The organism is Nonomuraea sp. NPDC050733 (assembly GCF_040654215.1).
GTDB lineage: Bacteria > Actinomycetota > Actinomycetes > Streptosporangiales > Streptosporangiaceae > Nonomuraea.
Genome location: NZ_JBFAHO010000051.1, coordinates 33,530 through 53,385 on the forward strand (window position 1 = coordinate 33,530; position 19,856 = coordinate 53,385).

Sequence of the window (19,856 nt, forward strand, 5' to 3'; positions counted from 1 at the left end):
AATCTCGGACACCCTGACAGAGGAGACCTCAGCATGACCACCGCCGCCACGCCCTGGCGCGGCATCCACGTCGCGTCGGCCCTGCCCTTCAACGACGACCTCTCCGTCGACTACGACGCGTTCGCCGACCACGTGCGCTTCCTCGCCGCGGGCGGCTGCGACGGCGTCACCCCCAACGGGTCGCTGGGCGAGTACCAGACGCTCACCCCGGAGGAGCGGGCCCGCGTCGTCGAGACGGCCGTCCAGGCCGCCCCCGCCGGGTTCGGCGTCATGCCGGGCGTCGCCGCCTACGGCGCGCAGGAGGCCCGCCGCTGGGCCGAGCAGGCGGCCGAGGCCGGAGCCACGTCCGTGCTCCTCCTCCCGCCGAACGCCTACCGCGCCGAGCGGGAGGCCGTGGTCCACCACTACCGCGAGGTGGCCAAGGCCGGGCTGCCCGTCGTCGCCTACAACAACCCGATCGACACCAAGGTGGACCTGACCCCCGACCTGCTCGCCGAGCTGTTCGGCGAAGGACTGATCGTCGGGGTCAAGGAGTTCACCGGCGACGTCCGCAGGGCGTACCAGATCGCCGAGCTGGCGCCCGGCCTGGACCTGCTCATCGGCGCCGACGACGTGCTGCTCGAACTGGGCATCGCCGGGGCGGTAGGCTGGATCGCCGGCTACCCGAACATGATTCCCGAGGCCACGGTCCGCCTCTACAAGCTGGCCACCTCGGGCGACCCGGCCGACCTCGCGGAGGCGTCGCGGATCTACCGTGACCTGCACCCGCTGCTGCGCTGGGACTCCCGGACCGAGTTCGTCCAGTCGATCAAGCTGTCGATGGACCTCGCGGGGCTCAAGGGCGGCGCCTGCCGGCCGCCGCGCCTGCCGCTCTCGCCCGACCTGACCGCCCGCATCACCGCCGACACCGAAGCCGTCATCCGCAAGGGTTACAAGTGAGATCACGCCGCACCTTCCACGCCGTCGACTCCCACACCGAGGGCATGCCCACCCGGGTGATCGTCGGCGGCGTGGGCGTCATCCCCGGGGCGACCATGGCCGAGCGCCGGCAGTGGTTCATGGACAACAGCGACGACGTCCGCACGCTGCTCATGTACGAGCCGCGCGGCCACTCCGCGATGAGCGGCGCGATCCTGCAGCCGCCGACCCGTCCCGACGCCGACTACGGCGTGCTGTTCATCGAGGTCTCCGGGCTGCTGCCGATGTGCGGGCACGGCACCATCGGCGTCGCCACCGTCCTCGTGGAGACCGGGATGGTGCCCGTGGTGGAGCCGGTGACCACGATCAGGCTCGACACGCCCGCCGGGCTCGTGGTCGCGTCCGTGGCGGTCGAGGACGGTGCGGCGACCTCGGTCACGATCGAGAACGTTCCCTCGTTCTCGTACGCGCTGGACCAGAAGGTCGAGGTGCCCGGCTTCGGCGAGGTGGGCTACGACCTCGCCTTCGGCGGCAACTTCTACGCCGTCGTCGAGCTGGCGGAGCTCGGGCTGCCCTTCGACCGCTCGCGCGCCGGTGACCTGCTGGCCGCGGGGCTCGCCATCATGGACGCCGTGAACGAGCACGACCGCCCCGTCCACCCCGAACGCGCCGACATCAACGGGTGCCACCACGTCTACCTCAAGGCGCCCGGCTCGACCGCCAAGCTGTCGAGGCACGCCATGGCCATCCACCCCGGCTGGTTCGACCGCTCGCCGTGCGGCACCGGGACGAGCGCCCGGATGGCGCAGCTCCACGCCCGTGGCGAGCTGGCGATCGGGGAGGACTTCGTGAACGAGTCCTTCATCGGCACGCGCTTCACCGGGCGGCTGCTCGGCGAGACGACGGTGGGCGCGCTCCCCGCGGTGCTGCCGTCGATCACCGGCCGCGCCTGGGTCACCGGCACGTCGCAGTTCCACCTGGACCCCACCGACCCGTTCCCCGCGGGGTTCCTGCTGTGAGCCTGTCACCGGTCCCGGAGCTGCCCGAGATCGGTCCCAGGGAGAACCTGCGCGACCGGATCAGGGCCGCCCTGCGCGCCGCCATCATCTCCGGCGAGCTGGAGCCCGGCGTCGTGTACTCGGCGCCGGCGCTCGGCACCCAGTTCGGCGTCTCGGCCACGCCCGTGCGCGAGGCCATGCTGGACCTGGTGAAGGAGGGCCTGGTCGTCCCGCAGCCCAACAAGGGTTTCCGGGTCACGGTGGTGTCCGAGGAGGACCTCGACAACCTGGCCGCCGTACGGCTGCTGATCGAGCCGCCGGCCGTGCGGGAGAGCGTGGCCGTGATCCCGGAGGAGGACTTCCCCGAGCTGCGGCGGCTGGCCCAGGCCATCGTCGACGCCGCAGAGGGGGGCGACCTCGTCGGGTACGTCGAGGCGGACCACGTCTTCCACCTGACCCTGCTCGGGTACAGCCGCAACCGGTTCCTGGTGGACGTCGTGTCCAACCTGCGCTCCCAGACGCGGCTGCTCGGCCTGACCCCGCTGCTGCAGAGCGGCAGGCTGGCCCGCTCGGCCGCCGAGCACCACGAGCTGCTCGACCTCGTCCAGGCCCGCGACCCCGTCGGAGCCGAGCTCCTGATGCACCGCCACATCGGCCACGTGCGCGGTCTTTGGGCGGGTGGCGCCAAGGGGGCGACATGAGCGCCGGCAGCGCCGGCAGCGCCGACCTCGTCGTGGTCGGCGCCGGCGTGGTGGGGGCGGCCGGCGCGTACTTCGCGTCGCTCGCCGGTCTCCGGGTGGTCGTCGTCGAGCGCGGCCCCATCGCCGGAGGGACCTCCAGCGCCGGAGAGGGCAACCTGCTCGTCTCCGACAAGGAGGCCGGTCCCGAGCTGGACCTGGCCCTGTACTCGCAGCGGGTGTGGCGCGAGGACCTCGCCGGGCACGCCGGGCTGTGGGAGTTCGAGGCCAAGGGCGGCCTGGTCGTCGCGGGCTCGGAGGCGAGCGTGGCGTCGCTGCGCGAGCTGGGCGCCCACCAGCGTCGGCACGGCGTCGAGGTCCGCGACGTCGGGCGGGACGAGCTGCGCGACTACGAGCCGCACCTGTCGCCGGAGCTCGCCGGGGCGGCCTTCTACCCGCAGGACGCCCAGGTCCAGCCGATGCTGGTGGTCGCCCATCTGCTCCGGCTGGCCCGGGGGCTCGGCGCGGAGGTGCGTACCCGTACCGAGGTGACGGCTTTTCTGCGCGACGGCGACCGGGTGACGGGTGTGCGCACGACCGGCGGCGACATCTCCGCCGGAGCGGTGCTCAACGCGGCGGGCACGTGGGCGGGCGGCCTGGCGGGACTCGCGGGGGTGTCCCTGCCGGTGCTGCCCCGGCGCGGGTTCGTGCTGGTCACCCAGCCCATGCCGCCCCGCACGATCCGGCACAAGGTCTACGCCGCCGAGTACGTGGGCGACGTGGCCAGCTCCGACGCGGCCCTGCAGACCTCGCCGGTCGTGGAGGGCACCGACAGCGGCACGATCCTCATCGGCGCCTCCCGAGAGCGCGTCGGCTTCGACCGCACGCCGTCCGTCGAGGCGATCGCCGCCCTGGCCGCCAAGGCGATAGCGCTGTTCCCGATGCTGCGCGAGGTCCGCGCCATGCGCACCTACCTGGGCTTCCGGCCCTACTGCCCGGACCACCTGCCGGTCATCGGCCCCGACCCGCGCGCGCCCGGCCTGTGGCACGCCTGTGGCCACGAGGGCGCCGGCATCGGCCTGTCCGCGGGCACCGGCAAGCTCGTCGCCCAGGCCCTCACGGGGCGAGGTCCGGACCTGGACCTCAAGCCGTTCGCCCCCGACCGCTTCCCCGACAGCTTCCCTGACATGGAAGAAGTGCTCCCGTGACCCACCGGATGACCTTCCGCGGCGCCGCCGTTCCCGCGGAGCCCGGTCAGAGCGTCGGTGCCGCCCTGGTCGCGGCCGGCATCCTCGACTGGCGCGTCACCCGTAAGGCGGGCCGGCCGCGCGGCCTGTTCTGCGGCATCGGCGTCTGCTTCGACTGCCTGATCACCGTCGACGGCGTCCCCGACCGCCGCGCCTGCCTCGTCCCGGCCGCCGACGGCATGCGCCTCGGCGACTCCGCCGACGATGACGAGCCCGGCACGGAAGGTGGCCATGACGGACACGCATGACGTCGCCGTGGTCGGGGCCGGTCCGGCGGGGCTCGCCGCCGCCGTCGAGGCCGCCGAGGCCGGGCTCCGGGTCGCCGTCGTGGACGGCGCCGGACAGCCCGGCGGCCAGTTCTGGCGGCACTACGACGAGAGGCACGCCCGGCCCGGCGACCGCGCCGGCCACCACGGCTGGCCGCTGTTCGTCAGGCTCCGCGACCGCCTGTACGCCCTCCGCGCCGCCGGCCGGATCCGCTACCTGCCCGGCCGCCAGGTCTACCTCGTCACGCGGGACGAGACGGGCGCGTTCACCCTCCGCACCACGCCGTCCGCCGCCCTGGGGGAATCCGGAAGGGAGCCCGGAGCGGACGGGGCCGGTGAGGTCGTCGCGCGGGCACTCGTCCTCTGCACGGGGGGATACGACCGGCAACTGCCCGTCCCCGGCTGGGACCTGCCGGGCGTGATGACGGCCGGGGGAGTGCAGGCCCTGCTCAAGGGGCATCGCACGCTCGCGGGCGGCCGGGCCGTGGTCGCCGGCACCGGTCCGTTCCTGCTCCCGGTGGCCACGGGGCTCGCGCAGGCCGGGGCGTCCGTGGTGACCGTCGCCGAGGCCAACGGCACGCTCGGCTGGCTGCGCGACCCCGTGGGGGCCGCCTCCGTCCCCGGCAAGGCCGTCGAGGCGCTGCAGTACGCGGCGCTGCTGGCCCGCCACCGCATCCCGTACCGCACCAGGACCGTCGTGAGCCGCATCCTCGGGCAGGACAGGGTCGAGGCGGTCCGGCTCACCGGCGTCGACCGGGACGGCCGCCCGGCCGGCCCCGTCAGGGAGGTCGCCGCCGACCTCGTCGCCCTCGGCTGGGGCTTCACCCCGTCCCTGGAGCTGGCGCTCATGCTCGGCGCCGGCACGAGGAAGGACGTCGACGGCTCCCTCGTCGTGACCGTGGACGCCTTCCAGCGCAGCAGCGTCGAAGGCGTGTACGTGGCGGGAGAGGCGACCGGGGTGGGCGGCGCGGTGCTGGCCACGCAGGAGGGCCGCCTGAGCGGTCTCGCCGTCGCCCGCTCGCTCGGCCGGCCGGTCAGTCCCGCCGTGATGACCCGGCTGCGCGGGGCGATCGGGCGCGGGCGGCGGTTCGCCGCGGCCATGCACCGGACGTACCCGGTACCGCGCGCCTGGACGGAGTGGCTGCGGGAGGAGACGCTCGTCTGCCGCTGCGAGGAGGTCTCCTACGGCGACCTGCGACGGGCGCACGACGACCTCGGCGCGGACGACCCGCGCACCCTGAAGATGCTGGCCAGGCCCGGCATGGGCTGGTGCCAGGGACGGGTGTGCGGCTTCGCGACCGCGGGCGTCGCGGCCTGCCTGAGCCGCCGCGAGACCACGGCCGAGGACCTGCGCCCGATGTCCACCCGCAGCCTGGCGGCGCCCGTGACCCTGGGCGAGCTGGCCGCGCTCGACCGGCCCCCGGCCGTCGGTGACCCGGCCGTCGGTGACCCGACCGTCAGTGGCCCGACCGTCAGCGACACGCCCGTCAGTGACACGACCGAAGAAAGAGGATGAGATGGCGAACGCCGTGCTGAGCGTCGACCCGCGTACCGGGGAGACCCGCGAGCGCGTCGCGACGGAGTCGACGCCGTCGGACGTCGACCGCGCCGTGCGGGCCGCGGCCGCCGCCACGGAGGCCCTCGCGGACCGCTCGGTGCGCGCCGACCTGCTCCGTACGGCCGCCGCGCTGCTGGAGGAGGGCGGCGAGGAGATCATCGCGACCGCCGACGCGGAGTCCGCGCTGGGCCGGGTACGGCTGACGGGCGAGCTGGCGCGCACGTGCTACCAGCTCCGGGCCTTCGCGGACGTGGCGGAGTCCGGCGCCTACCTCGATGTGATCATCGACCACGCGGACCCGGGAGCCCGGCCGGCGCCCCGGCCGGACCTGCGGCGTTACAAGGTGCCGCTGGGCGTGGTCGCGGTCTTCTCGGCGAGCAACTTCCCCCTCGCCTTCAGCGTGCCCGGCGGCGACACCGCGAGCGCGCTGGCCGCGGGCTGCCCCGTCGTGGTCAAGGCGCACCCCGACCACCCGGCCACCAGCGTCCTGTGCGCCCGTGCCCTGCGCGCGGCGGCGGTCAAGGTCGGGCTGCCGGAGGACGTGGTCGGCCTGGTCCACGGCTTCGAGGCGGGTCCCGAGCTGGTACGCCATCCGCTGACGGCGGCCGTGGGCTTCACCGGCTCGGTGCGCGGGGGCCGGGCCCTGTACGACATCGCCTGCGCCCGGCCCCGGCCGATCCCGTTCCACGGCGAGCTGGGCAGCCTCAACCCGGTGGTGGTGACGGAGCGGGCCGCGGAGACTCGGGCCGCGGAGATCGGCGCGGGCCTGGCCGCCTCCTACACCCAGGGGTTCGGCCAGTTCTGCGTCAAGCCCGGCCTCGTGCTCCTGCCCGAGGGTCCGGCGGGCGACGCCGTCGTCGAGGCGGCCGTCTCGGCCACGGTGCCCTCCGGGCCGCTGCTCGACTCGCGCATGCGGGAGGCGTTCCTGGCCGGGGTGCGCGCCCGCGCCGAGCTTCCCGGCGTGCGGGAGGTCCTCGCGGCGGGCGAGGCGGGCGACGGCGACGCGCCGCTCGCGGTCCGGCCGGGCATGCTGACCGTGGCGGCGTCGGGCCTGGCGGCCGGTGGGGCGCACGGCGAGCTGCTGGAGGAGTGCTTCGGGCCCGTCACCGTCCTGGCCCGCTACGGCTCGCGGGCCGAGCGGGACGCGGTGCTGGACGCCCTGCCCGGCAACCTCACGGCCACGGCGCAGATCGCGGCCGACGAGAGCGGCGAGACGGACGGCGAGACGGACGGCGGGGCGGACGGCGGGGCGGCCGAGCTGGTGGCCCGGCTGAGCGGGCTGGCCGGCCGCGTCGTCGTGAACGGCTGGCCCACGGGGGTGGCGGTCGCCCCGGCCATGCAGCACGGCGGGCCGTACCCGGCCTCCACCAGCGCCTCCACCTCGGTGGGGAGCACCGCGATCGAGCGCTGGCTGCGGCCGGTGTGCTTCCAGGACACCCCGGAGGCCCTGCTGCCCCCGGAGCTGCGCGAGGCCAACCCGCTCGGCGTTCCCCGCACGGTGGACGGGGTTCCCCAGTAGCAGGGGGCCGCCCGGTCAGCGGCAGACCGTGCCGTCGGCGCCGGTCACCGGGGGGCCCTATGCACCTAACCAAGCGCTTGTTACGCTCCGCCCATGGTGTCCACGATCGTCTGGGGTACCGGGAACGTGGGCCGGGCGGCCATCCGCGCCGTCGAGGCCCATCCGGCGCTGGAGCTCGCCGCCGTGCTCGTCCACGACCCCGGCAAGGCCGGCCGCGACGCGGGCGAGCTCGCCGGTCTCGGCCACGGTTTGGGGGTCACGGCGACGGACGACGTGGACGCGGTGCTCGCCACCCGTCCCCGAGCCGTGGTCTACGCGGCGTCCGGCGAGATCCGCCCCGACGAGGCGCTGGCCGACGTCATCCGGGCGATCCGGGGCGGGGCGGTGGTCGTCACCCCCTCGCTGTACGCGCTCTACGACCAGCGCAACGCGCCGCCCGAGACGCGGCTGAGCGTGCTGAGAGCCGTGGCGGAGGGCGGCGGGTCGCTGTTCGTGTCCGGGGTCGATCCCGGGTGGGGGAACGACGTGCTGCCGCTCCTGCTCAGCGGGCTGGCCACCACCGTGGACGCCATCCGCTGCCAGGAGATCTTCGACTACTCCGCCTACGACCAGGAGGACTCCGTCCGCTACCTGGTCGGGATGGGGCAGCCCATGGACTACGAGCCGCCGATGATCGCCCCGACCGTCCCGACCATGGTGTGGGGCGGGCAGGTGCGGATGATCGCCCGCGGCCTCGGGGTCCAGGTCGAGGAGGTCCGCGAGAGCGTGGAGCGGCGCCCCCTCGGCGCCACCGTCGCCACGGAGCTCATGGGGGAGTTCAAGGCCGGCACGCAGGGCGCGGTGCGGTTCGAGGTCCAGGGGATCGTGGGCGGCGAGCCGCGGATCGTGGTCGAGCACGTGACGCGGATCCACCCCTCCTGCGCCCCGGACTGGCCCGCGACGCCCGGCCGCGCGGGGGCGCACCGCGTGGTCATCGAGGGCAGGCCGCGGATCGAGGTCACGGTCGAGGCGAGCGACGAGGGCGGCAACCCGGCCGCCGGCGGGAACGCCACCGCCGTCGGACGCCTGGTCAACGCCGTCGAGTGGCTGGCCGAGACGGAGCCGGGACTGTACGACGCGCTCGACGTCCCTCTGCGCCCGGCGACGGGCAAGCTCGGAAGGAGCCGCTGGTGAGGGTCGACATTCCCGCGGGCAAGGACCCCATCACGTACGTGTGGGGCGAGCTGGTCCCCGGCATCGGGCCCGCGGCCTCCCACTTCTCCCTCGCCGTGTACGCCCACACGACCCTCGGGCTGCGCGAGTTCGAGGCCGCGCGGCTGCGGATCGCGCAGATCAACGGCTGCGCGTTCTGCCTCGACTGGCGTACCGAACGGGACGGGCAGAAGGTGGAGGACGAGTTCGCCGAGGCGGTGGCCGAGTGGCGCACCACCGCGGCCTTCGACGTGCGGACCCGGCTGGCGGCCGAGTACGCCGAGCGGTACGCCGTCGACCACCACGGCATCGACGACGAGTTCTGGGCGCGGATGACCGCGCACTACAGCCAGCTCCAGATCGTGGAGCTGAGCATGTGCATCGGATCGTGGCTGGCGTTCGGCCGGCTCAACCGGGTGCTGGGGCTGGACACCGTGTGCGTGCTGCCCACCGGTGGTCCCTCGCCGGCGGGTGACCGGTAGGCGCATTCACCAGGCAGCGACTCAGGCGCGAGCAACTCCGTACGACTCCCTCAAGAGTGAGGAACGCCGCATGAGTGAGAAGACCTCTGGCATCTCGCGTCGTGGGTTCATCGCCGGGACCGGAACCCTGCTCGGAGTCGCGGCCCTCGCCGGCCGCGACCCGGCGCGGGCCGCGGCACAGGCGATCACCGGTCCGATCGCGAACGGGGCGAGCGTCTCGGCGCTGGTCATCGGCACCGGGTACGGCGGGTCCGTCGCCGCCCTGCGCCTGGCCCAGGCGGGCGTGGACGTGCACATGATCGAGATGGGCATGGCCTGGGACACCCCGGGCTCCGACGGCAAGATCTTCTGCACCACGCTGGAGCCGGACAACCGGTCGTACTGGCTGCGCACCAGGACCAAGGCGCCACTCAACTACTTCCTCGGCTTCCCCATCGACCGGGACATCAGCCGCTACACCGGGGTCCTGGACGCCGAGGAGTTCAGCGGCATCACGGTCTACCAGGGCCGCGGGGTCGGCGGCGGCTCCCTCGTCAACGGCGGCATGGCGGTCACCCCCAAGCGCGAGAACTTCGCCGCCATCCTGCCCTCGGTCAACCCCGGCGAGATGTACGACGTCTACTACCCGCGCGCCCACGCCGGGCTCGGCGTCGGCACGGTGGACCCGGCCTGGTTCGACTCGACGGAGTGGTACCAGTTCTCGCGCGTCGGCCGCAAGCACGCCGAGCGCTCCGGGTTCCCGTTCGTCTTCGTCCCCGACGTGTACGACTGGAACTACATGCAGCAGGAGGCGGCCGGCACCGCCACCAAGTCCGCCCTGGCCGGCGAGATCCTCTACGGCAACAACCACGGCAAGAAGTCGCTCCAGAAGACGTACCTCGCCAAGGCCAGGGCCACCGGCCGGGTCGCGATCTCGCCGCTGCACAAGGTCACCTCGGTGACCCCGGCGGCCGGGGGCCGCTACACGGTCGTCATCGAGCAGATCAACACCAACGGCGACACCACGGCCACCAAGACCGTGACCGCGGACCGGGTCTTCTTCGCGGCCGGCAGCGTCGGCACCAGCAAGCTGCTGGTCAAGCTGAAGGCCACCGGCGCGCTGCCCAACCTGAACGGCGAGGTCGGCAAGGGCTGGGGCGACAACGGCAACGTCATGTGCGGCCGCGCCAACCACGTCTGGGACGCGACCGGCTCCCACCAGTCGACCATCCCGTGCAGCGGCATCGACAACTGGGCCGCGGGCGGGGCGTTCGCCGAGATCGCGCCGCTTCCGACCGGGATCGAGACCTTCGCCTCGTTCTACCTGTCGATCACCAAGAACCCGAACCGCGCCCAGTTCACCTGGAACGCCGCGACGGGCGCGGTCGAGCTGAGCTGGCAGACCGCCTGGAAGCAGCCGGCCATCGACATGGCCAAGAGCATCTTCGACAAGATCAACTCCAAGGAGGGGACGATCTACCGGACCGACCTCTTCGGCACGTACAAGATCTGGGGCGACCACCTCACGTACCACCCGCTCGGGGGCGTGGTCCTCAACAGGGCCACCGACAACTACGGCCGCCTCACCGGTCACCCCGGCCTGTACGTGATCGACGGCTCGCTGATCCCGGGCAACACCAGCGTGAACCCGTTCGTCACGATCACGGCCCTCGCCGAGCGGAACATCGAGAAGATCATCGCCACCGACCTCTGAGAGCGCGGCTCCGTCGTCGTCGATCACAGGAGCGTTGCGACGCCCGGAATCGGGGCTTCGGGGCGTCGAACTTGGCGATACTGCGCTTCTGGGTGTCTACGCGAGGAGTTTTCATGCATCCGGCGGTGTCTCCCGCGGCCCTGCGGCCGGTGCTGCGGCCGGTGCGGGGGATGGCGTCAGTGGCCATGGTGACGCTGGCGGCGCACTCCCTGGTGAAGGTCGTGAGGGCCGGGATGAGCGCGTGGCAGGCCGTGATCATCCAGCGGATGCTCGTCGACTCGGACTCCGTCCGGCCGCTGGAGGTGGACGTCAACGGCGCCCTGGCCGTCGGGAACGTGGTCGCGGAGATCGCGGTGTTCGTGCTGGCCGCCGGGGCGTTCCTGGTGTGGCTGCGCCGGGTGCGGGCGAACGCCGAGGTGCTCGTGCCGGGTCCGCACCGGCGGGCGAGGCCGTGGGTGATCATGGGCTGGTTCGTGCCGGTCGTCAATCTGTGGTTCCCCAAGCAGGTCGTGGAGGACGTGTGGAACGCCTCCAGGCCGGGCGCGCCCGTGGGGCCCCTGCCGCTGGCGCGCCCCTCCGTGCTGATCTGGGCCTGGTGGAGCGCCTTCCTGATCGGCGTCTGGGTGTTCGACGTGGTGGCCGTGCTGCTGTGGCGGTCGGACCTGGAGGCGCAGAGGGAGGCGGCGTGGGTGGACGTGGCCGGCTGCGCCTGGTGGACGGCCACGGCGGCGCTGGCGGCGTTCGTCGTCATGAAGATCACCCGCTTCCAGGAGGATCGGCGCGCCGCTTTGCCGGAACTTGGCCCAGATCTGTCCGTCAACTGATTGAGGGGGACGATAGGGTCAAATATCGTCCTTTGGGTGATTTCAGGGGACACGAGCCAGCGGGAGATGATTCTCCGGGTCGCGACGAAACTGTTCGCCGGACTCGGGTACGACGGCACCTCCACCAGGCAGATAGCCGAGGCGGTGGGGCTGAACGTCGCCACCATCAGCTACCACGTCGGCAGCAAGCGCGAGCTGTACCTCGCGGTCATGAACCGCGCCAACAACGCGCACCGCGCCATGCTGGAGACGGCGGTCGAGAATCTGATGGCGGCCCCGCGGGAGGACAAGCTTCCCACGGCGCACCGGCTGATCGACCTCTACATCGACTTCTGCGTCGAGCACCCCGAGTTCCCCGCCCTGTGGACGCACCGGTGGCTCTCCGACGCCAGCGACGTCACCGGGCTCGAACCCGAGTACGTCCAGCCGCTGGCCCAGCTCGTCATCGACACCATCAGGGCCACCCTGGACGTGGACCCCGACGCGGACGTGGACTACACGGTCAACACGCTGATCTGGTGCGCCCACAGCTTCGTGCTGAGCGGAGTGTTCGACAAGGCCGGTGAGCGGCACGGCGCCGACGACCCACGGGCGCTGCGCCGGTTCCGCGCGCACATGCACCACCTGCTCCACCGCGCCCTGGGCCTCCCCGGCGACCCTCCCTGAGCCGCCGCGCTCGCCCTGCCGTCGCCCGGCAAAGGCGGTTCGACCTGGGGGAACGGCATAGGAGCCGACACGGCGGGAAGGGGCACTCTGGGCCGAACCCTGGTCAGGAGGATCATCATGGTGTCTTCTCGCGGGATCTTCCGGCGTAAACCCGTGGAACAGATCGCCCACGAGCACGAGGGTGAGCTGTCCCGGACGCTGGGACTGTGGCAGCTCACCGCCATCGGCGTCGGCGGCATCATCGGCGCCGGCATCTTCGCCCTGGCCGGAGCCGTCGCCAACCAGACGGCCGGACCGGCCGTCCTCGTCTCGTTCCTCATCGCGGGTGTCGCGAGCGCGGCGGCGGCCATGTCCTACGCGGAGTTCGCCGGGCTCATCCCGAAGGCCGGGTCGGCCTACACGTACGGCTACGCGGTGCTCGGCGAGATCGTCGGCTGGTTCATCGGCTGGGACCTGCTGCTGGAGTACACCGCCATCGTGGCCGTCGTGGCCATCGGCATATCCGGCTACTTCGGCTTCCTGGTCATGCAGTTCGGCGTGGACCTGCCCGCCTGGATGCTCGGCGCGCCGGGCACGGGGAGCGGCCACGTGGTGGACCTGTTCGCGGTCGTCCTGTGCCTGTTGATCGCGTACCTGCTCAACCTCGGCATCCGCGCCGCCGCCCGCTTCGAGACGATCGTGGTCGGCATCAAGGTGGCCGTGGTGCTGCTGGTCATCGTGGTCGGCTTCTTCTTCATCAACACGGCCAACTACACGCCGTTCTTCCCGTTCGGAATCAGCGGGGCGATCACCGGCGCCGCGACCGTGTTCTTCGCCGTGTTCGGCTACGACGCGATGAGCACCGCCGCCGAGGAGTCCAAGGACGCGCAGCGGCACATGCCCAAGGCCATCATCTACTCGCTGATCATCTCCATGATCCTCTACGTGCTGGCGACGCTCGTGCTCACCGGCATGCAGAACTACAAGGAGATCGACCCCGAGAGCGGCTTCTCCTCGGCGTTCGCCTCGGTCGGGCTGTCGGGGCTGGCGTCCGTGATCGCGGTCGGGGCCATCATCGGCATCCTGACCGTCATGTTCACGTTCATGCTGGGCGTGACGCGCGTGTGGTTCTCCATGAGCCGTGACGGGCTGCTGCCGCCGTGGTTCGCCAAGCTGCACCCGGTGCGCCGGGTGCCGAGCCGCGTCACCTGGATCGTGGGCGCCGCCTCGGCGTTGATCGCCGGGTTCCTCCCGATCCGGGAGGCGGCCGAGCTGACCAACATCGGAATTCTGCTCGCGTTCGTGGTGGTCTGCGTGGCGGTCATCGTGCTCCGGTACCGCCAGCCGGACCTGCCCAGGACGTTCCGGACGCCGGCCATGCCGTTCGTGCCGGCCATCGGGGTGGTCTTCTCGATCTGGCTGATCACGTTCCTGGATCCGCTGACGTGGCTGCGGTTCGCCGTCTGGTTCGTGATCGGGTTGATCATCTACTTCGGCTACGGCCGCCGGCACTCCGCGCTGGAGCCCCAGGCCGCCGGGGAGCGGTAGACCACGAGTTGCCCGAACCGCCCGCGTGAGCGCACCGTCGCCGGTTAGTCTCACTGCGTGAGCAAGCTTGCGCGGGCCGTGGAGCTGAAGGCCGAGCTGATCCACTTCGCCACCTCGGGCCGGTTCGGCGCCGAGCTGGGCGCCGTGCTCGACCGCTTCTACGCCGGCGGGCCGCCGGCCGACGAGGCGGCCGCCTTCCTGCCGGTCGACTTCTTCGCCCACCAGCACGCGCTGCCCAGCGGCGACACGGTCGTGGACCGCTTCCTCGCCGAGACGCCGGGGCTCGACCGCACCGACGTGGAGCTGGTGGCCGGCTGGAAGATCGTGGTCGAGGGGGTGTTCGAGGTGCGGGCCGTCGACGGGGCGGCCGTGCTGCTGTTCAACCTCGTCGACGAGCTGGTCTACCGGGCCTTCTCCAACCTGGGCGAGGAGGCGTTCGCGGCGCTGACGCCCGGCATGTTCGTCGTGGGGCGGCTCATCCCGCTCGGCGCCGACTGGCTGATCAGCGCGCCTCCGGCCGTGCACACCGCCGAGGCGCGGGGCACGCTCGTGGACGTCGCCGCCCGGCTCGCGCTCGGCCACCCGGCGTGGGTCCTCCGCAACCCCGTCCTGCTCGCCCAGGCCAGGGAGACGCAGCGGGCGCAGCGGCGCTGCTTCACCGAGTACTTCGGGGCCGACCTGATCGTGCTGCCCGGCGTCGACCTCGCCGATCTGGTCCGGGGCTACCTCGCCCACCAGGCGGCACGGCTCGGCGGCCCGCCCTCAGGGGGATTCGAACCGCCCGAGCACCTGGTCGCGGCGCGCACGGTCGGCCTGATCTTCGACGAGGCGGCAGGGCTGGGGTACTACGCGGAGTTCGGGATGCTGGAGGAATTGTTCAACGATCCTCCGCTCGTCGTCCGGGCCGCGTACCGCGATCTGCTGTCCGCCTATCTCCGGGGCGACGCCGTCTCCCCGGTGCCGCTGCTGCGCCTGGCCGAGCGTGACCCGGCCAGGGCGAGCGAGGTGTTCGCCGGGCTGCTCGGGCGCAAGGGGTTCGAGTGGGAGCGCAGCGGCGAGCTGCTGCTGCGCGCGCACAAGCCGGGACACTACGCCGGGCCGCCGCTGCCCACGGTCACCCCGGTGACCGCCGCGATCGCCGAGCACCTGGGCCTGCCCGCCCACACCTGACCCGAGGTGTTCAGTCGCGGTCCTGGGCGGCGGTGACGCGGTCGTGGAAGGGGCGGCGGCGCAGCGCCTCCACCGTGGCCTCCAGCACGGCGGTGAGCGGCGCCGGCAGCTCCGCCTCCAGCTCCGCCACCGCCCGCGTGGTGGCGGCCCACTCCGCCTCGATGGCGGGCAGCGCCGCCCGGGTGCGCTCGGTCAGATGGACGACGCGCTGCCGGCCGTCCGCGCCCCGTTCGAGGGTGACGAAGCCCGCTCTGCTCATCTGGTGGACGGTCTGGCTGGCCGCCGAGTGGGTGACGCCGATGGCGGCGGCCAGGTCGCGGATGGCCAGCGGCCCCTCGGCGGCCAGGACCCGCACGGCCGGGGAGAAGCGCGGCCGGTAGTCGGGCAGGCCGAGATCGGTGTAGATCCGGGCGATCGCGCCGTCCATGACCTCGTGGACGTGCCGCAGCAGCGTTCCCAGGGATGCCATGCCGGCCAACGTAACAACTCTGTCAGATCGCGGCGTTCTCCCGGGAGACGTGCTCCGGTGCCTCGTGGTCGGCGGCGTCGGGCAGCGGGATCCACTTGTGGGCCCAGGTGACCAGCTCGTCCAGGACGGGGCGCAGGTCCTCGCCCATCTCGGTGAGGTGGTACTCGACGCGGACCGGCGACGTGCTCAGCACGCGCCGCTCGACGAGCCCGGCGGCCTCCAGCTCGCGCAGCCGCCGGGCCAGCATCGTGTCGTTGAGGCCGGGGATGGCGGCCTTGAGGTCGGCGTAGCGGTGCGCGCCCTTGAAGATCATGTGGATCAACGCGCCGGACCACCGCGCCCCGATCAGCTCCAGGGCGATGTGGAAGCGGGTGCAGACGGTCTTGAGGCTCACGTCACGAGAGTACCGGATCGGGCGGACACTTGCTAAGGAATGTGTAGTTACTCAATAATGTTTAGTAAGCTGACCGTCACCACACCAACGCCGCGAGGAGCCGTACATGTCCAAGCCCGTCCTTCAGATCATCGTCGCCAGCACCCGGCCCGGCCGCGTGGGCCGTTCGATCGCCGAGTGGTTCCGGGACCGCGCCGTGGCGGCGGGCGGCTTCGACATCGAGCTCGTCGACCTCGCCGAAGTGGGGCTGCCCTTCCTCGACGAGCCCAACCACCCCCGGCTCAAGAAGTACGAGCACGCGCACACCAAGGCGTGGAGCGCCACCGTCGACCGTGGCGACGCCTTCGTCTTCGTGACCCCCGAGTACAACCACAGCTTCAACGCCGTGCTCAAGAACGCCCTCGACTACCTGCACCAGGAGTGGCAGCACAAGGCGGCCGGCTTCGTCAGCTACGGAGGCGTCTCCGGCGGGACCCGCGCGGTCAACGGCCTGCGTCAGGTCACCAGCTCGCTGAAGATGGTGCCCGTGGTGGAGTCCGTCAACATCCCGTTCTTCCCCCAGTTCGTCGGCGAGGACGGCGTGGTGCGGCCCGACGAGATGATGAACGCCGCCGCCGACGCCCTGATCGCCGAGCTGACCAAGCTCACCGGCGCGCTGCGTCCCATGCGCCTGGCGGCCTGAACGTCGCGACCGGATTGATCAGGGACATGCCGGTCACTCCGCAGGTGCGCGGCGCGGCCTTCCGGCCCGTGGATCACCGCCTGGCGGCCCGCCGGCGGCATGGCGGATCACCCTGACGACCTCAGCGGTCGTCGTCGTCATCGCCGCCCGCGAGGCCGTCCAGCAGGCGCGTCACGGCGTCGCCCAGCGGGCGGAACGCCTCCGTGAGGGCGTTGGCGAGCGGGGCGAGGATGTCGGTCACCTCGCCCACCACGCCCACCTGTTTCTGCTCGGGAGGCGCCCAGCGCATCGCGTCGGCGCTCAGCGTCTCCCATTCGTCGACGACGCCGTCGATGGCGTCGAGCACGTGATCAGGATCGCTCGACATGACCGTTCTCCAAGGCGCGGGAGTCGGACAAGGCCACGGTACCTCTCCGGCCCTGATCACTTCCTCCCGCGCCTGCGTTTCGGCTACCAGGCCGTGTGCGTCAGGCCGTGTGTCAGGCGGGGATCGACACGCCCACGCCGCCGCGCGTCGTCCCGCCGTACCGCTGCTTGGCGGCGGCGAGGTCCAGCGGCCGGACCGAGCTGCGCGCGGCCAGCAGCTCCTCGTCGATGAGCGAGGCCGGCACCAGCCAGGACACCTCGAACTCCAGGCCGTCCGGGTCCTGGGCGTACAGCGCCTTGGTGGTGGCGTGGTCCGAGGCGCCGACCAGCGCCCCCATCTCGCCGAGCCTGGCCGCGACGCGCTCCAGCTCGTCCAGCGTGTCCACCTCCCAGGCCAGGTGGTAGAGCCCCACCGACGAGCGCCCGGCCGGCGACGGAGCCGCGCCGGCGCCGATCTCGAACAGGCCGAGGTCGTGGTCGTTGTTCGAGCCCGGGGCCTGGAGGAAGGCGGCCCCCCGCATCCCCATGACCACCTCGAAGCCGAGGGCTTCGCGGTAGAAGGCGACGCTCCGCTCCACGTCACGGACGTACAGGACCGCGTGGTTGAGCCGCTGGACCGGCATGGTGTTCCCCTTTCAGCAGGACACGAACTCAAGTATATGAGAGTTCAACTAAAATGGCCCCATGACCCGATGGCTGGACGACGACGAGCAGCGTGCCTGGCGCAACTTCGTGGCCGCCACCCAGCTCCTGTACGCGGCGCTCGACCGCCAGTTGCAGCGCGACGCGGGGATGCCGCACGCCTACTACGTGGTCCTCGTGGGGCTGTCGGAGGCGCCGGAGCGCCGCATGCGGATGAGCGAGCTCGCCACCTGGGCGCAGTCCTCGCAGAGCCGCCTGTCGCACGCGGTCGCACGGCTGGAGGAGCGCGGCTGGGTGCGCCGCGAGCGCTGCCCGGACGACGGGCGCGGCAGCTTCGCCGTGCTCACCGACGAGGGCTTCGCCGCGCTGGCCGGCGCCGCCCACGGCCATGTCGAGGAGGTACGGCGGAGTCTGTTCGACGTGCTCAGCCCCGAGCAGGTACGGGCACTCGACGACATCTGCGCCACGGTCCGGGACACGCTGGAGCGCTAGCGCGGAAACTGTCGGTGGCACGTCGTACCGTTGCGCGGGTGGCCGGGGGTGTGGCCTCGGCCCGGCGCAGGAGCGGATGACGCTCCACACGCCCGGAGGTGAGCGGGGGATGCACGACATGGACGATGCGCTGTTCAGGGCGGTCCACGGGATCGCCGGACGGTTGGCGGGAGAGCCGGTGCCCGTGGTGCTCGACGCGCTGGTGCGCCAGCTTCCCAAGGCGCCGGGTCTCGACGGCCCCGAGCTACGCAAGATCGCCGAAGAGATCAGCGTGGGCCGCGACCCCTCGGGCCTGTGACGCCGGCCCACGGCGCGGGAGTTGTGACACAGGGTCCGCGCGGGGTGCCTCCGGCGTTCTGCCCAGTGGCGTCTGGGGTGGGGGAATGCGGTGCCCGGGGTTGTGGTGTCCGGGCAGGTTCGTGCAGCATCGGGGCCATGGGTAGCGCTGACATTCACCTTCCTCTCACGTGCGGCGTGCCGGGCGTGACCGCATGACGCTCGTCGCCGGGGTCGACTCCTCGACCCAGAGCTGCAAGGTCGTCATCCGCGACGCCGCCACCGGCCGGCTCGTCCGGCAGGGCAGGGCCGCACACCCCGAGGGCACCGAGATCCACCCCTCCCACTGGTGGGCCGCCCTGCTGCGGGCCGTCGAGGAGGCCGGCGGGCTCGACGACGTGGCCGCCGTGAGCGTGGCGGGACAGCAGCACGGCATGGTCTGCCTCGACGAGGCCGGCCAGGTCGTGCGCGAGGCGCTGCTCTGGAACGACACGCGCTCCGCGGACGCCGCCGCGGCCCTGGTGGCCGAGCTCGGCGGCCCCGCCGCCTGGGCCGAGGCGGTGGGCAGCGTGCCGGTGGCGTCGTTCACGATCACCAAGCTGCGCTGGCTGGCCGAGCACGAGCCTGACAACGCCCGCCGGGTGGCCGCCGTGTGCCTGCCGCACGACTGGCTCACCTGGCGGCTCGCGGGAGTCCTCGGCCTGCCCTTCGGCGCGTGGGCCGACGCGCCGCCGCCGCCGCTCGACCACCTGACCACCGACCGCGGCGACGCCTCCGGCACCGGCTACTGGTCGCCGGCCACCGGGACGTACCGGACGGATCTGCTCAAGGCAGCCTTCGGTGCGGTACCACTGCTGCCCCGTGTCCTCGGGCCGGTGGCCGACGCCGCCACCGCGCCGGGCGGGGAGGCCGGCTCCGGCGGGACGCGCACCGCGCCGGGCGGGGGCCTGGACGCCGGGGGCGAGGCGGGGCGGACGCGCATCGCGCCGGGCACCGGCGACAACATGGCCGCCGCGCTGGGCGTGGGCGCGCGGCCCGGCGACGTCGTGGTGTCCATCGGCACCTCCGGCACCGTGTTCGCCGTCTCCGACGCGCCGAGTGCCGACCCGAGTGGCCAGGTGGCGGGGTTCGCCGACGCGACGGGCCGTTTCCTCCCGCTGGTCTGCACGCTGAACGCGGCCCGGGTCATGGACGCGACGGCCCGGCTCACGGGCGTCGGCCTCGACCGGCTCGGCGAGCTGGCGCTCCAGGCCCCGCCGGGAGCCGGTGGGCTCACGCTGGTGCCGTACCTGGAGGGTGAGCGCACCCCCAACCAGCCCAACGCCACCGGAGCGGTCCACGGCCTCACCCTGGCCACCTCCACCCCGGCCCACCTGGCCAGAGCGGCGATCGAGGGCATGCTGTGCGGCCTGGCCGACGGCCTCGACGCGCTCGGCCACGTCCCGGAGCGCGTCCTGCTGATCGGCGGAGGAGCCCGCTCGGAGGCGGTCCGCCGCATCGCGCCGACCGTCTTCGGCCGGCCCGTTCTGGCCCCGCCGCCGGGCGAGTACGTCGCCGACGGCGCGGCCTACCAGGCGGCCCGGCTGCTGGACGCGGAGGTGGACTGGTCGTCGCAGGACGCCGCGGCCTACGAGGCCGACCCGGTGCCGGACATCCGCCACCGCTACGCCGCCGCCCGCCCCCACATCCTCGACCGCCCGCTCTGACGCCCACCCGGCCGGCCGGTCCAGGGGAGCGGCCGGCCGGAAGGTCGCGCGCCGCGGACGGACGGCCGGCGGCCCCCCCCCCGCCCGCGCCGA

At 72.8% G+C, this 19,856-nt stretch carries 22 protein-coding genes; 18 read left to right on the forward strand and 4 right to left on the reverse strand.

Annotation, left to right across the window (positions count from 1 at the left end):
- The first annotated feature begins 33 nt into the window (after positions 1-33).
- The 14 genes from AB0H64_RS40510 to AB0H64_RS40575 all read left to right on the forward strand — a co-directional run bounded on the left by AB0H64_RS40510 (position 34) and on the right by AB0H64_RS40575 (position 14,736).
- A complete protein-coding gene (locus AB0H64_RS40510; protein WP_357635975.1) occupies positions 34-939 on the forward strand; it encodes a dihydrodipicolinate synthase family protein in 906 nt (301 codons plus the stop codon).
- The gene (locus AB0H64_RS40515) at positions 936-1,937 is read left to right on the forward strand and encodes a proline racemase family protein (RefSeq protein ID WP_357635978.1); all 1,002 of its coding nucleotides are present in this window, start codon (positions 936-938) and stop codon (positions 1,935-1,937) included. Before AB0H64_RS40510 ends, AB0H64_RS40515 begins: the two co-directional genes overlap by 4 nt.
- On the forward strand, positions 1,934-2,617 hold the full coding sequence (locus tag AB0H64_RS40520) for a GntR family transcriptional regulator (RefSeq protein ID WP_310707446.1): 684 nt from the start codon (positions 1,934-1,936) through the stop codon (positions 2,615-2,617). The genes AB0H64_RS40515 and AB0H64_RS40520 overlap by 4 nt, the downstream gene beginning before the upstream one ends.
- Entirely contained in the window at positions 2,614-3,801 is a 1,188-nt protein-coding gene (locus tag AB0H64_RS40525) for an FAD-binding oxidoreductase (RefSeq protein ID WP_357635981.1), read from the forward strand. Before AB0H64_RS40520 ends, AB0H64_RS40525 begins: the two co-directional genes overlap by 4 nt.
- Positions 3,798-4,088 carry a (2Fe-2S)-binding protein gene (locus AB0H64_RS40530; protein ID WP_357635984.1) on the forward strand — a complete coding sequence of 97 codons (291 nt, stop codon included), beginning with the start codon at positions 3,798-3,800 and terminating at the stop codon, positions 4,086-4,088. The genes AB0H64_RS40525 and AB0H64_RS40530 overlap by 4 nt, the downstream gene beginning before the upstream one ends.
- On the forward strand, positions 4,072-5,622 hold the full coding sequence (locus AB0H64_RS40535) for an FAD-dependent oxidoreductase (protein WP_357635987.1): 1,551 nt from the start codon (positions 4,072-4,074) through the stop codon (positions 5,620-5,622). Before AB0H64_RS40530 ends, AB0H64_RS40535 begins: the two co-directional genes overlap by 17 nt.
- Before the next feature lies 1 nt (position 5,623).
- Entirely contained in the window at positions 5,624-7,183 is a 1,560-nt protein-coding gene (locus tag AB0H64_RS40540) for an aldehyde dehydrogenase (NADP(+)) (RefSeq protein ID WP_357635990.1), read from the forward strand.
- Between the two features lie 93 nt (positions 7,184-7,276).
- Positions 7,277-8,356, forward strand: a complete 1,080-nt coding sequence (locus AB0H64_RS40545; protein WP_357635993.1) for a dihydrodipicolinate reductase — start codon at positions 7,277-7,279, stop codon at positions 8,354-8,356.
- Complete coding sequence (locus AB0H64_RS40550; RefSeq protein ID WP_310707440.1) at positions 8,353-8,856, forward strand: carboxymuconolactone decarboxylase family protein; 504 nt, start codon at positions 8,353-8,355, stop codon at positions 8,854-8,856. Before AB0H64_RS40545 ends, AB0H64_RS40550 begins: the two co-directional genes overlap by 4 nt.
- A gap of 70 nt (positions 8,857-8,926) precedes the next feature.
- Positions 8,927-10,549: a GMC oxidoreductase gene (locus AB0H64_RS40555; RefSeq protein WP_357635995.1), complete on the forward strand. Its 1,623-nt coding sequence runs from the start codon at positions 8,927-8,929 to the stop codon at positions 10,547-10,549.
- 113 nt (positions 10,550-10,662) lie between these two features.
- The gene (locus AB0H64_RS40560; RefSeq protein WP_357635998.1) at positions 10,663-11,373 is read left to right on the forward strand and encodes a DUF4328 domain-containing protein; all 711 of its coding nucleotides are present in this window, start codon (positions 10,663-10,665) and stop codon (positions 11,371-11,373) included.
- A 36-nt stretch (positions 11,374-11,409) separates the two neighbouring features.
- Positions 11,410-12,039, forward strand: coding sequence for a TetR family transcriptional regulator (locus AB0H64_RS40565; RefSeq protein WP_357636001.1), 630 nt, complete (start codon positions 11,410-11,412; stop codon positions 12,037-12,039).
- A gap of 153 nt (positions 12,040-12,192) precedes the next feature.
- The gene (locus AB0H64_RS40570; RefSeq protein WP_357636004.1) at positions 12,193-13,566 is read left to right on the forward strand and encodes an amino acid permease; all 1,374 of its coding nucleotides are present in this window, start codon (positions 12,193-12,195) and stop codon (positions 13,564-13,566) included.
- A 57-nt stretch (positions 13,567-13,623) separates the two neighbouring features.
- Positions 13,624-14,736: a hypothetical protein gene (locus tag AB0H64_RS40575; RefSeq protein WP_357636007.1), complete on the forward strand. Its 1,113-nt coding sequence runs from the start codon at positions 13,624-13,626 to the stop codon at positions 14,734-14,736.
- 10 nt (positions 14,737-14,746) lie between these two features.
- Here the strand turns inward: AB0H64_RS40575 and AB0H64_RS40580 are convergent, their stop codons facing one another.
- Positions 14,747-15,205 carry a MarR family transcriptional regulator gene (locus tag AB0H64_RS40580; RefSeq protein ID WP_357636010.1) on the reverse strand — a complete coding sequence of 153 codons (459 nt, stop codon included), beginning with the start codon at positions 15,203-15,205 and terminating at the stop codon, positions 14,747-14,749.
- Positions 15,206-15,227: 22 nt separating this feature from the next.
- On the reverse strand, positions 15,228-15,599 hold the full coding sequence (locus AB0H64_RS40585) for a helix-turn-helix domain-containing protein (RefSeq protein WP_357636012.1): 372 nt from the start codon (positions 15,597-15,599) through the stop codon (positions 15,228-15,230).
- 106 nt (positions 15,600-15,705) lie between these two features.
- Between AB0H64_RS40585 and AB0H64_RS40590 the strand changes: the two genes are divergently transcribed.
- Positions 15,706-16,281 carry an NAD(P)H-dependent oxidoreductase gene (locus AB0H64_RS40590; protein ID WP_357636015.1) on the forward strand — a complete coding sequence of 192 codons (576 nt, stop codon included), beginning with the start codon at positions 15,706-15,708 and terminating at the stop codon, positions 16,279-16,281.
- Positions 16,282-16,402: 121 nt separating this feature from the next.
- Here AB0H64_RS40590 and AB0H64_RS40595 read toward each other — a convergent pair whose 3' ends face one another.
- Both AB0H64_RS40595 and AB0H64_RS40600 read right to left on the reverse strand, forming a co-directional pair.
- Positions 16,403-16,648, reverse strand: coding sequence for a hypothetical protein (locus tag AB0H64_RS40595; protein WP_357636017.1), 246 nt, complete (start codon positions 16,646-16,648; stop codon positions 16,403-16,405).
- A 112-nt stretch (positions 16,649-16,760) separates the two neighbouring features.
- Positions 16,761-17,270, reverse strand: coding sequence for a VOC family protein (locus tag AB0H64_RS40600; RefSeq protein ID WP_357636020.1), 510 nt, complete (start codon positions 17,268-17,270; stop codon positions 16,761-16,763).
- Between the two features lie 61 nt (positions 17,271-17,331).
- On the opposite strand from AB0H64_RS40600, the gene AB0H64_RS40605 reads away from it, so the two are divergent.
- The 3 genes from AB0H64_RS40605 to xylB all read left to right on the forward strand — a co-directional run bounded on the left by AB0H64_RS40605 (position 17,332) and on the right by xylB (position 19,763).
- Positions 17,332-17,781, forward strand: a complete 450-nt coding sequence (locus tag AB0H64_RS40605; RefSeq protein WP_357636023.1) for a MarR family transcriptional regulator — start codon at positions 17,332-17,334, stop codon at positions 17,779-17,781.
- Positions 17,782-17,857: 76 nt separating this feature from the next.
- On the forward strand, positions 17,858-18,079 hold the full coding sequence (locus AB0H64_RS40610; RefSeq protein ID WP_357636026.1) for a hypothetical protein: 222 nt from the start codon (positions 17,858-17,860) through the stop codon (positions 18,077-18,079).
- Positions 18,080-18,272: 193 nt separating this feature from the next.
- Positions 18,273-19,763 (forward strand): xylulokinase, encoded by a 1,491-nt coding sequence (xylB, locus tag AB0H64_RS40615; RefSeq protein ID WP_357636034.1) that lies wholly within the window; start codon positions 18,273-18,275, stop codon positions 19,761-19,763.
- The last annotated feature ends 93 nt before the right edge of the window (positions 19,764-19,856 follow it).